At 72.7% G+C, this 12,722-nt stretch carries 12 protein-coding genes; 4 read left to right on the forward strand and 8 right to left on the reverse strand.

Annotated elements, in window-relative coordinates; genetic code table 11:
• Window positions 1–6 precede the first annotated feature (6 nt).
• The 3 genes from ACFY61_RS11560 to ACFY61_RS11570 form a co-directional block, all read right to left on the reverse strand.
• Window positions 7–1,428: a S8 family serine peptidase gene (locus ACFY61_RS11560; RefSeq protein ID WP_389470097.1), complete on the reverse strand. Its 1,422-nt coding sequence runs from the start codon at window positions 1,426–1,428 to the stop codon at window positions 7–9.
• 11 nt (window positions 1,429–1,439) lie between these two features.
• Entirely contained in the window at window positions 1,440–1,808 is a 369-nt protein-coding gene (locus tag ACFY61_RS11565) for a hypothetical protein (protein WP_389470100.1), read from the reverse strand.
• A 199-nt stretch (window positions 1,809–2,007) separates the two neighbouring features.
• Window positions 2,008–2,466, reverse strand: a complete 459-nt coding sequence (locus ACFY61_RS11570; protein ID WP_389470102.1) for a PPOX class F420-dependent oxidoreductase — start codon at window positions 2,464–2,466, stop codon at window positions 2,008–2,010.
• A gap of 96 nt (window positions 2,467–2,562) precedes the next feature.
• Between ACFY61_RS11570 and ACFY61_RS11575 the strand changes: the two genes are divergently transcribed.
• Window positions 2,563–2,961 (forward strand): roadblock/LC7 domain-containing protein, encoded by a 399-nt coding sequence (locus ACFY61_RS11575; RefSeq protein WP_366475433.1) that lies wholly within the window; start codon window positions 2,563–2,565, stop codon window positions 2,959–2,961.
• A gap of 68 nt (window positions 2,962–3,029) precedes the next feature.
• Here ACFY61_RS11575 and ACFY61_RS11580 read toward each other — a convergent pair whose 3' ends face one another.
• Together ACFY61_RS11580 and ACFY61_RS11585 are read right to left on the reverse strand one after the other, a co-directional pair.
• Window positions 3,030–4,598, reverse strand: a complete 1,569-nt coding sequence (locus tag ACFY61_RS11580) for a hypothetical protein (protein ID WP_389470105.1) — start codon at window positions 4,596–4,598, stop codon at window positions 3,030–3,032.
• 53 nt (window positions 4,599–4,651) lie between these two features.
• Window positions 4,652–5,677, reverse strand: coding sequence for a threo-3-hydroxy-L-aspartate ammonia-lyase (locus ACFY61_RS11585; protein WP_389470108.1), 1,026 nt, complete (start codon window positions 5,675–5,677; stop codon window positions 4,652–4,654).
• A gap of 110 nt (window positions 5,678–5,787) precedes the next feature.
• Here ACFY61_RS11585 and ACFY61_RS11590 point away from each other — a divergent pair, with 110 nt between their 5' ends.
• Entirely contained in the window at window positions 5,788–6,642 is an 855-nt protein-coding gene (locus tag ACFY61_RS11590) for a DUF6397 family protein (protein ID WP_389470111.1), read from the forward strand.
• Here the strand turns inward: ACFY61_RS11590 and ACFY61_RS11595 are convergent.
• From ACFY61_RS11595 to ACFY61_RS11605, 3 genes are read right to left on the reverse strand one after another with little or no spacing between them, the layout of a single operon-like run.
• On the reverse strand, window positions 6,606–7,004 hold the full coding sequence (locus ACFY61_RS11595; RefSeq protein WP_389470114.1) for a YchJ family protein: 399 nt from the start codon (window positions 7,002–7,004) through the stop codon (window positions 6,606–6,608). The two genes, ACFY61_RS11590 and ACFY61_RS11595, sit on opposite strands and share 37 nt — an antisense overlap.
• An 8-nt stretch (window positions 7,005–7,012) precedes the next feature.
• The gene (locus ACFY61_RS11600; protein ID WP_389470116.1) at window positions 7,013–7,894 is read right to left on the reverse strand and encodes an acyl-CoA thioesterase; all 882 of its coding nucleotides are present in this window, start codon (window positions 7,892–7,894) and stop codon (window positions 7,013–7,015) included.
• A 46-nt stretch (window positions 7,895–7,940) separates the two neighbouring features.
• Complete coding sequence (locus tag ACFY61_RS11605) at window positions 7,941–10,454, reverse strand: DEAD/DEAH box helicase (protein ID WP_389470117.1); 2,514 nt, start codon at window positions 10,452–10,454, stop codon at window positions 7,941–7,943.
• 112 nt (window positions 10,455–10,566) lie between these two features.
• Here ACFY61_RS11605 and ACFY61_RS11610 point away from each other — a divergent pair, with 112 nt between their 5' ends.
• Together ACFY61_RS11610 and ACFY61_RS11615 are read left to right on the forward strand one after the other, a co-directional pair.
• Window positions 10,567–11,358, forward strand: a complete 792-nt coding sequence (locus ACFY61_RS11610) for a metal-dependent hydrolase (RefSeq protein WP_389470119.1) — start codon at window positions 10,567–10,569, stop codon at window positions 11,356–11,358.
• Window positions 11,359–11,448: 90 nt separating this feature from the next.
• Complete coding sequence (locus tag ACFY61_RS11615) at window positions 11,449–12,585, forward strand: hypothetical protein (RefSeq protein ID WP_389470120.1); 1,137 nt, start codon at window positions 11,449–11,451, stop codon at window positions 12,583–12,585.
• Window positions 12,586–12,722: the final 137 nt, after the last annotated feature.

The raw sequence follows: 12,722 nt of genomic DNA on the forward strand, positions 1-12,722 counted from the left end.
GTGCCGTCACGACGGCGCCGGCGTGGCGTTGACCGCCGCGAGTGCGTCGACCCTGCCGTACCAGACGAGCGGGATCGGTCCCGGTGTGGTCGTGACGATGAGCCTCTTGACCGTGGCGGGGGTGATGCCGGGGTTCTTGTCCAGCATGAGCGCGGCCACACCTGCCACGTGGGGCGTCGCCATGCTGGTGCCGGATTTGTTGATGAAGCCCGGCGCGACGACGTCTTGCGGCCTTCCCGTGCCCGGTGCCCGCGCCGAGGCGATGAAGACACCCGGGGCTGCGACGTCCGGCTTGAGCCTGCCGTCCGGGGTCGAGCCGTGGCTGGTGAAGTCCGCGATGTCGTCCTCGTCGTCGGTGGCCCCGACGGTGATGACGTTGCGTGCGTTACCGGGGCACCGGATCTTGGTCGTGAAGTCCCCCCAGAAGTCGACGCCTTCGTTCCCGGAGGCGACGACCACCACCACGCCGAGGTTCACGAGGTTGTCGGCGGCGGTGCACAGCACACAGTTGCCGGAGGGGCAGACCCACGCGCCGTCGCGGTGGGAGAAGCCCCAACTGTTGCTCGCGACGTCGACGCCGGAGGTTGCCGCGGCGGTCAGCGCCGCGGTCGCGCCCGCCGGAGTGGCGTTGCCCGTGCCGGTCATGAACCGGATGTCGACGATGTCGGCGCCGGGCGCGACACCCCGGAACGTCGTGTTCCGGCTCGCGATGATTCCCGCGCAATGAGTGCCGTGGCCCTGGTCATCGCGGTTCACCGCCGTACCGGTGATGTCCTGTTGCGGGCCGACCGCGCCCGCGAGCGCGGGGTGTGCGGCGTCCACGCCCGTATCGATGACGGCTACGGTGATGCCCGCCCCCGTGGTGCCGGTGGGCAGGGCATCCGCCCGGATGAGCGGCCGACTGACGTCGAGGCACTGCACATGGCGCTGCTTGTTGCTGGTCACACTGACGACGTCGGCTCGCGACGCTACCGCCAGCACCTCGGACGAAGTGAGCGTGGCGCGCACGCTGTGGGTCAGCCAGAACTCCTCCTGGACCTCGATGCCCCGCCGTTCGAGGTCCGCGTTGATGGCCTGCAGGAAGGTGGCGGCCTCGGCTTGCCGCGTTTGGATCGTCCGGGCCCGTTCGGCTTTCGGAACGGCACCTCGACGTGTGGCATTCCGGCCCGACACCATGTTGATCAGGACTTCGTGCACCGGCTCATCGGTCGGTCCCGGCGCACCGGTCCAGTTGGCGAGCTTGCGCGCCTCGCGCTCGACGAGAATCGTGTCGACGACCCACGGATCGACCTTCTGCACCGCTGCCGGGTTCTCCGCCGTCAGTTCCGCGAGCTGCTGTCGGCGTCTCGTCTGTACGTACCAGTCGAACTGTGCACGGCTGCCGTCGGCGGCGGACAGGGCATCCCTTCCAGGGGGCGGCGAGGGCATCCTGGCTCCTCTCAGTGCTCTTTCGTGATCAAGGCCTGCCTCGGCGAATCCAGCAGTACCTGCCTGACCTCCGGACGACCCGCGACCGCGACCAACGACGTTAGCGATACGCGGGCCGCAATCGTGTGATTGAGCCAGAACTCGCGGATGTCGCGCCCGCCCGCCGCAACGAGGGCGCCGACCACCGGCTCGGCTTGGCGCCCGAATGCCCGACGCGTGGCGTCGACGGCCCCGCCACGCATCACCGATCCCGGCGGGAGATCAGCGTCCGGAGCGAGGACGATGAGTACGGCGACTTCGGCAGGCCGAGCGGCGAGGATCTGCTGTTGCAACGCGACGTCGAACTTCTCCCAGGCAGCCGGCGGGATCCGTTCCGACATCGAACTCCCGTCCGCCTCGGCAGGCCGCCGGTGTCTGCGGCGCGGTTGCCTCTACGAGGGCAGCTTAGGCGCCGCGGTGGCGATCACAGAGGAGGCGAGCCGGGCCCGGGGCCGGGAATTCCACCGGCGCCTCCCGCCCTGGTTGCCCTCGGTCAGCGGATCCGTGCTGCCGCCCGTCGTGCACGGTCGTCACAGCAGGTCAGCCATCGGACTGCGAGTCCCAGCCGGCCACGCCCGCCTCGGCGATCACCTTCTCGATGCGCACCCGCACGAGCAGCTCGCCGGGTACGGCGTTGCGCCGGCCGAACGCCGCCGCGCGCTCCTCGCCCATGTAGCGGCCGCCGATCCGGGTCGCCCAGTGGAGCATGGCCTCGGCGCCGTCCGCGTACTCGGAGGTCTCGGCCCGGCCCTGGAGGACCACGTACGCGTAGGGCGGCCGGTCGTCGTCCACGCACAGGCAGACCCGGCCGTCCCGCACCAGGTTGCGCCCTTTGACGGTGTCCTTGCCGGTGGTGAACACGAAGGAGTCGCCGTCCAGGAGGAACCAGACCGGCGCGGTGTGCGGGCTGCCGTCGGAACGGACCGTCGCGAGTTTGCCGGTACGCGTGGAATGCGAGACGAAGGCCCGCCATTCCTCTTCAGTCATCTTGCTCGCCATGGGTACATCCTCCTTGCCGGAAAGGCGCTGGTGGGGAAGGCTGGCGGGACCACAGACGCGCGGCGGGATCCGCCGCGTGCACGGGGAGGGGCGAGAATGGCACTGGACAAGCAGCTGGACTGGCTGCTGGACGATCTGACCCGCAGGGTCCAGCAGGTCCGGCACGCGGTGGTGCTGTCCAACGACGGGCTGGTCACGGGCGCGAGCGCCGGCCTGGCCCGGGAGGATGCGGAGCACCTCGCGGCGGTCTCGGCCGGTCTGCAGAGCCTGGCCAAGGGTTCCGGCCGGCACTTCCGCGCCGGCGAGGTCCGGCAGACGATGGTCGAGTACGACGAGGGCGTGCTGTTCGTCATGGGGGCCGGCGCGGGCAGCTGCCTGTGCGTGCTGAGCGCCGCCGAGGCGGACATCGGGCAGGTGGCGTACGAGATGACCCTGCTGGTCAACCGGGTCGGCGAACACCTGGGCGTGGCGGAACGCCGTACCACCGGCGGGTGACCGGGCGGGTCCGGCCGCCCGGCCCGCACCCGGCCCGGCCGGCTGCGGGGGACGGGCCGGCGGCGCGCTCAGGACGGTGAACCGCGGCGGACCTCCGCCACCACCAGGGCCCCGCCGCCGGGGAAGGTGAGCCGGTCCAGGGACGCCCGCCACGGCCAGTCCTCGGCCCGGTGGAAGCACACGTCGCTCGGTACGGGCGCGATGCGCAGGTCCACCGCGTGCGTGCCGGGCGGCAGTTGCGCCGCGGCCGCCAGCAGCGGGTCGTCGGCGCCGGCCCACTCCTCGACGGGCACCGGGCGCGGCCACGCCTCGCCGGTGTTGGGGAACAGCCAGCCACCGCCGATCCGGCGCTCGTCGCCCGCGCGTTCGCGGTCGGCCGCCGCGCGCGCCAGACGCGCGTAGGTGAGCAGCAGGTCCTCCAGGCACTCGCCGATGAAGGTCAGGTCCGGGTACTCCCGCAGGGTGTCGGGCACCGCCATCACCGACACGGCGCAGCCCCAGGAGCCGTCGTCAGGGTCGACACGGATCTGGGCGAGCGCCCAGTAGGGGCCGTATTCGACCCGGGCCAGCGGCCAGTACGTGCCGTCGCCGCCCAGCATCCGGTGGACGTCGGGGTCGACCTCCAGCTCCGGTGCGCCGGGGCGCAGGTGCAGCTCGGGCAGACCGCGGACGGCGACCGAGCCGATCTCGCGGAACACGGCCCGTACGGCGGCCGGGACGGGCACCGGCCAGCCGTCCATCTCGGCGTCGGTGGAGCCGGGGCCGAGCCGTACGTCCTCGGGCGATTCGGCGGCCAGCGCGCGGAGTTCGGCCACCGCCCGGTCCGCGGCGTCGGCGGGCAGGGTGTGCCGGCGTACGGGTCGGCCCAGGAAGTCGCCGCTGACCTCGCTGCGCAGCAGCAGAGCCCGGCCGCCGCCGACCATGCTGGTGTGGACCTCGCTGGAGCCGGTGTCGGCCGTGTTGAACTCCGTGGAGTGGTACGGCTCCCAGAGCACCCGGCAGGGGTAGCCGGGCAGGTCGCGCAGGTCGGCCACGTCGGTCAGGGAATCACCGCGCCCGACCAGTTCCGCCAGGACCGGATCCGGTCCCTCGGCGGCCTCGACGCTCGGCACGGCACGGACTACGGCACGCGCGGCGGCACTCACGCCGTCGCCGTCGCCGTCGCCGTCGCCGTCGCCGTTGCCGTCACCGTGGCCGTCGCCGTAGCGGATGCCGGCCGCCGGGTCGCCGTCGGCGGCGAGGCCCAGCAGCCAGTGGGTGAAGGTGGGGGCGAGGACCGTGACCTGTCCGTCCTCGCTGGTGCCCGCGGCCACCACGGGCCCCCAGTCCTGGCGTCCGCTACCGTCGACGCCCACGAGCAACGGTGCCTCCGCCTCCTCCAGGTACCCGAGTTCCCAGGTGCCGTGGCGGAACAGGCTGATCCGGTAGGTGCGGCGCGGCCCGAACTCGTAGCGGACGTCGTCGGCTTCGACGCCGCCGACCTCCAGCAGGATCCGGCGGACCACCTCGGGCAGGTCCACCTGCCAGCCGTCCAGCTGCTCGGCCGTGAAGCCGTCCAGCGGCTTCACCCGGTCGCTGTTCCGCAGCGCCCGTACGACCTCGTCCGCCAGCTCCCGCGCCCCTGTCCCGCTGCTCACCGTCGTCCCGCTCCCGTCCGTGCCCGCGCTGTTGCGGGGCCGAGCCTACGGGATCAGATCTTGGTGACGGGTGGCGGCGGTTGCGACGGGCCGTCGGGCCGGGGCCGTCGGTCGCCGGAGGCGAGGAGTTCGGCAAACCGGGCCGGGTCGACGTTGCCGCCGCTGACCAGGACGCCGACGCGGCCGCCCCGCCACGCTCCGGCGTGGGTGAGCAGGGCGGCGAGTCCCAGGCAACCGGTGGGCTCGACCACCAGTTTCAGGTGCGCCGCGAAGAGCCCCATGGCCTCGACGAGTTCGGCGTCGGTGGCGGTGACGACCGCGGGGGCGGCCGCCCGCAGCACGCGGAAGTTGTGCTCGCCGATGTGCGTGACCTGCGCGCCGTCCGCGATGGTGCGGGGCGGGTCGATGCGGACGATGCGTCCCTCGGCCAGGGAGCGGCGGCCGTGGTCACCGGCTTCGGGCTCCACTCCGTGGAGGCGGCAGTCCGGGGCGAGCGCGCCCGCGGCGAGGGCGGAGCCGGCGAGGAGACCGCCGCCGCCGAAGGGGACGAACAGTGCGTCGAGTGCGCCCGCCTCCTCGAACAGCTCCTTCGCCGCGGTGCCCTGGCCGGCGATGACGTCCGGGTGGTCGTAGGGCGGGACCAGGGTCATGCCGTGGCGCTCGACCAGGGTCCGGCCGATCTCCTCACGGTCCTCCGCGTAGCGGTCGTAGGCGACCACCCGGCCGCCGTACCCCTTGGTGGCGGCCACCTTGACGGCGGGGGCGTCGTGCGGCATGACGATGGTCGCGGGGATGTCCAGGAGGCGGGCGGCGAGGGAGACGGCCTGGGCGTGGTTGCCGGAGGAGTAGGCGACCACGCCGGCGCGGCGCTGTTCGGGGGTGAACCGGGAGAGCGCGTGGTAGGCGCCGCGGAACTTGAAGGCGCCCGTGCGCTGGAGGTTCTCGCACTTGAACAGGACTTCCAGGCCGAGTCGGGCGTTGACGAGCCGGGACCGGAACACGGGGGTGCGGTGGGCCTGGCCGGTGATGCGGGCGGCCGCGGCGGAGACGTCCTCGTACGTGGGGAGGTCTGATGTCATGCGTCTTACGTTAGACGCTACTGACGGTTTTCCACAGGGCTCGCACAGGGTGGCCCACTGGCCCTAACTTCATCACGGAGAGTGATCGAGTGAGGGAGAAGGGGAATCCGATGACGGAGACGATGGTGGGCGGAGTCCGGGCGGCCGGAGAGCTCGGCCTGAAGCGCGGCGAGTTCGCCCGTGCGGTGCAACTGGGGATCGTCAGGCCGGCGACGGCCACGACCGGGACGGCCGCGACGGCCGGGACGAGCAGGACGGCCGGGACGAGCAGGACGGCGGGCGTGGCGGCGACCGCGACGGCCGGTTCGCGGGCCGGCGCGGGCGCCCGGTACCGCCGCGCCGACCTCGACCGGATCCGGGCGGCGGAGGGGTTCCCGGACGCCTTGCGCAGCCGGGTGGAGACGGTGGGCCCGGCCGCGGCGGCGGAGCTGCTGGGAGTCAGCCCCAGCCGGTTCACCCGGCTCGCGCGCTGTGGCCACCTCACCCCCGTGGGCTACCGGATCAACCGCTACCGGGCGGTGGTCTGGCTCTACCTGGCCCAGGACTTACGGGAACTGGCCGAGCGCAAGCCGGAACTGCTGCGGGGCGGAGCACCCGAGGCGGATCGGGAGCGGATCGCAGGGCGGGAGGACCTGCGTGCGCGCCGCTGGCGCGGCCGGCACGTGGGCCTGCTGCTGAGACGAGCCGCGGACCCATGGGAGCGGGCCGCCGTGCTCGCCTCCGTACTGCCTGCGGAACAGCTGGCCGAGGCCGTGCCCGATCCGGCGGAGCGAGCGCGACTCGACCGGCTGGCCCCGCCGCCGCCGTACGGGCATCCGCAGGCGCCCGCCGCGGCGGCCGTAGCCGGCCTGCTGCTGCGGGCCGAGCAGCCCGAGGAGGTGCTCTGGTACCGGACCGGCCTGGAGTTCGCCCTCACCGGGGCGCGGGTTCAGTCGAAGACGACGGGAGTGAGGGGGCCGACGTAGACCCAGGCACCGTCCTCCCGGGAGAAGGTGCTGTGCTCGTGCAGCGAACCGGTGTGCCGGCCCTCCCGGTAGTGGGCGCGGAACTCCACCGAGCCCTCCGTCTCGAACATCCCGCCGCGCTCGGTCCCCAGGATCTCCAGCCGCTCCCAGCGCTGCCCGGGGTCCAGGTCCAGCCGCCCGGGACGGGTCGAGGAGTGCCACGAACGCAGCAGGTAGGCGGTGTCCCCGACGGCGAAGGCGCTGAACCGGGAGCGCATCAGCAGCTCGGCGGTGGGTGCGCTCTGCGCGCCGGAGTGGAAGCGCCCGCAGCAGTCCGCGTAGGCGGCGGGCAGCCCGCACGGGCAGGGCAGGGGAGTGGACACGGAAGCGGTCAGCCCTTCGGGGAGGAGTAGGGACGGAACAGGCCCTCCTGCACCACGGAGACCAGCAGACGGCCCTCGAGGTCGTAGATGCGGCCGCGGGCCAGACCGCGCCCGCCGTGGGCGATGGGCGACTCCTGGTCGTACAGGAACCACTCGTCGGCCCGGAACGGCCGGTGGAACCACATGGCGTGGTCGAGGCTGGCCATGTCGAACCCCCGCACCCCCCACAGCGGCTCCACGGGGATGCGCACGGCATCGAGGAGGGTCATGTCACTGGCGTAGGTGAGGGCACAGGTGTGCACGAGCGGGTCGTCGCCCAGCGGGCCGACGGCGCGCATCCACACCGCGCTGCGCGGATCGGCGTCCTTGATCTGCTCGGGGGTCCAGCGCAGCCGGTCCGTGTAACGGATGTCGAACGGCTGGCGGCGGGCCATCCGCTCCAGCGCCTCCGGCAGCGCGCCCAGGTGTTCGCGGATCTCGTCCGCGACCTTCGGCAGCGTGTCCGGGTGGGGGAAGTCCAGGCGAGGAGGCAGCTGGTGCTCGATGCTGCCGTCCTCCGGCTGATGGAAGGAGGCGGTGAGATTGAAGATCGTACGGCCCTGCTGGACCGCGGTGACCCGCCGGGTGGTGAAGGAACGCCCGTCGCGGACCCGCTCCACCTGGTACACGATCGGCACCCCGGGGATGCCGGGGCGCAGGAAGTACGCGTGCAGTGAGTGCACCGGCCGGTCGCCCTCGGTGGTGCGGCCGGCCGCCACCAGGGCCTGGCCGGCCACCTGGCCGCCGAACACCCGCTGGAGGGACTCCTGCGGGCTGAGGCCTCGGAAGATGTTGACCTCGATCTGCTCCAGGTCGAGCAGATCGACGAGTCTCTCGGCGGGGTTCGTCATCGGGGGACCTCCACGGCTGTCGGTTGCGGCAGTGGTGCTCGGACGGTCAGAGCTGGCCGACCGAGGTGACCCGGACCACGGCCCGGCCCTCCTCGTCGGAGGCGGCGAGGTCGACCTCGGCGCTGATGCCCCAGTCATGGTCGCCCTCGGGGTCGGCGAAGGTCTGCCGGACGCGCCACAGGCCGTGCGCCGGGTCCTCCTCGATCATCAGCATCTTCGGGCCACGGGCGTCCGGCCCGGTGCCCAGGTCCTCGTACTCGTCCCAGTACGCGTCCATCGCCTCGCCCCAGGCGTCGGCGTCCCAGCCGGACTCGCCGTCCATCTCGCCCAGCTCCTCGACGTCGTCGAGGGCGGCCAGCTCCACGCGGCGGAACATCGCGTTGCGGACCAGGACCCGGAAGGCGCGGGCGTTCGCCGTGACCGGCTTGACCTGGTCGGCCTTCTCCTGGGCCTCTTCGGCCGTCTCCACCTCCGGGTTGGCCAGCTGCTCCCACTCGTCGAGCAGGCTGGAGTCCACCTGCCGGACCATCTCGCCCAGCCACTCGATCAGGTCGACGAGGTCCTCGGACTTCAGGTCGTCCGGGATGGTGTGGTCCAGCGCCTTGTACGCGCTCGCCAGGTAGCGCAGGACGATGCCCTCGGTGCGGGCCAGCTCGTAGAAGGAGGTGAACTCGGTGAAGGACAGCGCCCGCTCGTACATGTCACGGATGATCGACTTCGGGGACACCGGGTGGTCGCCCACCCACGGGTGGCTCTTGCGGTACACGCCGTAGGCGTGCAGCAGGAGCTCCTCCAGCGGCTTGGGGTAGGTGACGTCCTGGAGCCGCTCCATCCGCTCCTCGTACTCGACCCCGTCGGCCTTCATCGCGCTCACGGCCTCGCCGCGCGCCTTGTTCTGCTGCGCCGCCAGGATCTGCCGCGGGTCGTCCAGCGTGGACTCCACCACCGACACCATGTCCAGGGCGTAGGAGGGGGAGTCCTTGTCCAGCAGGTCGAAGCAGGCCAGCGCGAAGGTCGACAGCGGCTGGTTGAGGGCGAAGTCCTGCTGGAGGTCGACGGTGAGCCGGATGGTGCGGCCCTCCGCGTCCGGGGTGTCCAGCTGCTCCACCACGCCCCCGTCCAGCAGCGAGCGGTAGATGGCGATGGCCCGCCGGATGTGCCGCAGCTGGTTCTTGCGCGGCTCGTGGTTGTCCTCCAGCAGCCGCCGCATCGCCTCGAAGGCGTTGCCGGGCCGGGCGATGACCGACAGCAGCATGATGTTGGAGACCTTGAACCGCGAGGTGAGCGGTTCGGGCTCGGAGGCGATCAGCTTCTCGAAGGTGCTGTCGGTCCACCCGACGAAGCCCTCCGGAGCCTTCTTGCGGACCACCTTGCGGCGCTTCTTCGGGTCGTCGCCCGCCTTCGCCAGGGCCTTCTCGTTCTCGATCACGTGCTCGGGCGCCTGCGCCACCACGAAGCCGGCGGTGTCGAAGCCGGCCCGGCCGGCCCGCCCCGCGATCTGGTGGAACTCGCGGGCGCGCAGGGTCCTGACCCGGTTGCCGTCGTACTTGGTGAGCGCCGTGAACAGCACCGTGCGGATCGGGACGTTCACGCCGACCCCGAGGGTGTCGGTACCGCAGATCACCTTCAGCAGGCCGGCCTGGGCGAGCTTCTCCACCAGCCGCCGGTACTTCGGCAGCATGCCGGCGTGGTGCACCCCGATGCCGTGCCGGACGTAGCGGGAGAGGTTCTTGCCGAACTTGGTGGTGAACCGGAAGTTGCCGATCAGCTCGGCGATCCGGTCCTTCTCCTCCCGCGAGCACATGTTGATGCTCATCAGCGACTGCGCCCGCTCCACCGCCTGCGCCTGGGTGAAGTGGACGATGTAGACGGGCGCCTGCCGGGTCTGCAGCAGCTCGGTCAGCGTGTCCGTGATCGGCGTGGTCACGTACTCGTACGACAGCGGCACCGGCCGGGTCGCCGAGCGGACCACCGAGGTGGGCCGGCCGGTGCGGCGGGTGAGGTCCTCCTCGAACCGCGCGACGTCGCCGAGGGTGGCCGACATCAGCACGAACTGCGCCTGGGGCAGTTCCAGCAACGGGATCTGCCACGCCCAGCCGCGGTCCGGCTCGGCGTAGAAGTGGAACTCGTCCATCACGACCTGGCCGATGTCGGCGTCCTTGCCGTCACGCAGCGCGATGGAGGCCAGCACCTCGGCGGTGCAGCAGATCACCGGCGCGTCCGCGTTCACCGACGCGTCACCGGTGAGCATGCCGACGTTCTCCGTGCCGAACAGCTTGCACAGGTCGAAGAACTTCTCCGACACCAGCGCCTTGATCGGCGCGGTGTAGAAGGTGACCTTGTCCTGGGCCAGGGCGGTGAAGTGCGCGCCCGCCGCGACCAGGCTCTTGCCCGAGCCGGTCGGGGTGGAGAGGATCACGTTCGCCCCGGAGACCACCTCGATCAGCGCCTCCTCCTGTGCCGGGTACAGGGCGATGCCCTGGGCCTCAGCCCACGAGGAGAAGGCCTCGAAGAGGGCGTCGGGGTCGGCGGTCGGCGGGAGCTGATCAATGAGGGTCACGCCCCCATCTTGCCTGGCTTCCGCCCCGATGAGGGAACCGGCCGGGCATCCAAGATCGACAAGGGTACGCTGGGCCGCCGACGATCACGACAGGACTGGGGCGGGGAACAGCATGATGGGTCCGGCGCACTCACTCTCGGGGGCAGCGGCCTGGCTGGGGGTGGGAGCGGCCGCCGCGGCCGCCGGGCACCCGATGCCCTGGCCCGTGCTGCTCGCCGGCGCCCTGATCTGCGCGGGCGCCGCCCTGGCCCCCGACCTCGACCACAAGTCGGCCACCATCTCCCGCGCCTTCGGCCCGTTCTCCCGGGGCCTGTGCGAGGTGGTCGACAAACTCTCCTACGCGGTCTACAAGGCCACCCGGACACCCCGGGACGCCCGCCGCTCCGGCGGCCACCGCACCCTCACCCACACCTGGCTGTGGGCCGTCCTGATCGGTGGCGGCGCGTCCGTCCTCGCGGCCACCGCCGACCGCTGGGGCGTGCTCGCCCTGCTCTTCGTCCACATGGTCCTGGCCGTCGAGGGGCTGCTGTGGCGGGCCGCCCGGATGTCCAGCGACATCCTGGTCTGGCTGCTGGGAGCCACCAGCGCGTGGATCCTGGCCGGAGTCCTCGACCAGCCGGGCAACGGAGCCGACTGGCTCTTCACCGGCCCCGGACAGGAGTACCTCTGGCTGGGCCTGCCGATCCTGCTGGGCGCCCTGGTCCACGACGTCGGCGACGCCCTGACCGTCTCCGGCTGCCCGATACTCTGGCCCATCCCGGTCGGCGGCAAGCGCTGGTACCCGGTCGGCCCGCCCAGGGCGCTGCGCTTCCGGGCCGGCAGCTGGGTGGAGCTCAAGGTCCTCATGCCGGTGTTCATGCTGCTCGGCGGCATCGGCGGAGCCTCCGCACTGGGATTCGTCTAGCGGCCACCTGTTCACCCCTGCCCCGGCCGGACATCATGTGTTCCGACGGGCCGTCAGCTGCGGCGGCCCCCACCATGACCGGGGGGACACATGGGGAACGGGAGACGCGTGCTCGGGGCGGCCGCGGCCGGGGCGGTGCTCGCCTCGCTGGCGCTCGCCGCGCCGGCCCACGCGGCCGGCCCAGCCGCCTGCAAGCCGGCCATCAGGGTGCTGAAGGCGCTGCCGGGGGCGGACCCGGCCGAGCCCAGCCCGTGGATCGAGGACAACCAGGTCAACGGCATCGGCCCGCTCGGGCTGGCCGTGGGCGTCTCCCACGGCAAGCCGGCCTACTGGCTGGGCACCACCGTGTTCCCGGTGCCCCTGCCGGCGGGCTACACCGGGGGCCGGGTGGAGGCCGTCAACCGGTGGGGCCTGATGGCCGGAACACTGACCGGGCCCGGCGGCTCCCGGGCGTTCGCCTACCGGCCGTGGATGCCGGCGGTCACCCTGCTGCCGGGCGGCGAGCAGGCCGCCGACGTCAACGACAAGGGCCGGATCGTCGGCCAGCGCCACCAGCCAGGGGTGGGTGCGATCGGGGTGGAGTGGTCCGGCGGGGCGGTCCGCCGGGAGCTGGCCCTGCCGCCCGGGTTCCGGCTCGAAGGGGTCACCGGCATCAACGACGCCGGCCAGATCGTCGGCCACGGGGACGGCCCCTCTCCCGACCCCGAGGACCCCTACGGCATCAGCCCGGGCCTGCTCTGGCCGGCGGAGGCAGGCTCCCTGCCCACGCAGCTCAAGCCCCTCGGCGGCAACTACGAGTCGTACCGGCCGGAGGCCGTGGACTCAGCCGGACGCGTCGTGGGGGTCTTCTGGAACTCCCGCGCCATGGTCGACCACGCCACCCGGTGGACCCCGCCCTACGAGGACGCCCACTCCGTCGCCCACCTCGCGGGCCGGACCAGCGGAAGCTTCGAGGACATCAGCCCCACCACCAACGTCTCCGTGGGCACGGCCTCCGACTCGCTCTACGAATACCCGCCGGACGAGCCACCCCCGGTCCAGGCCCAGTACTGGCCCGGCAGCGGCCCGATGAAGGCACTCCCGCGGCTCGCCCCCACCGGCTTCTCCGCGGCCTTCACCGTCACCGACAAGGACCAGGTCGGCGGGGTCGCCGTCGACGCGGGCGGGACCGAACGCCCGGTCATCTGGACCTGCGCCGCCGCGCAGGCCTACCTCCCCGCCCCCTGACCGGCCGCGGGGCCCGGGCCCCGCCGGGGCCCCCGGCCCCCCCCCCGGGGGGGGGCGGCGGGGCCGCCGGGGCCCGCCCCCCCGCGGGCCGCGCGCGCGCCGGGCCCCCCGCCCCCGGCGGGGGTGGGGGCCCCCGG

Source organism: Streptomyces sp. NPDC012888, assembly GCF_042900645.1.
Classification (GTDB): domain Bacteria; phylum Actinomycetota; class Actinomycetes; order Streptomycetales; family Streptomycetaceae; genus Streptomyces.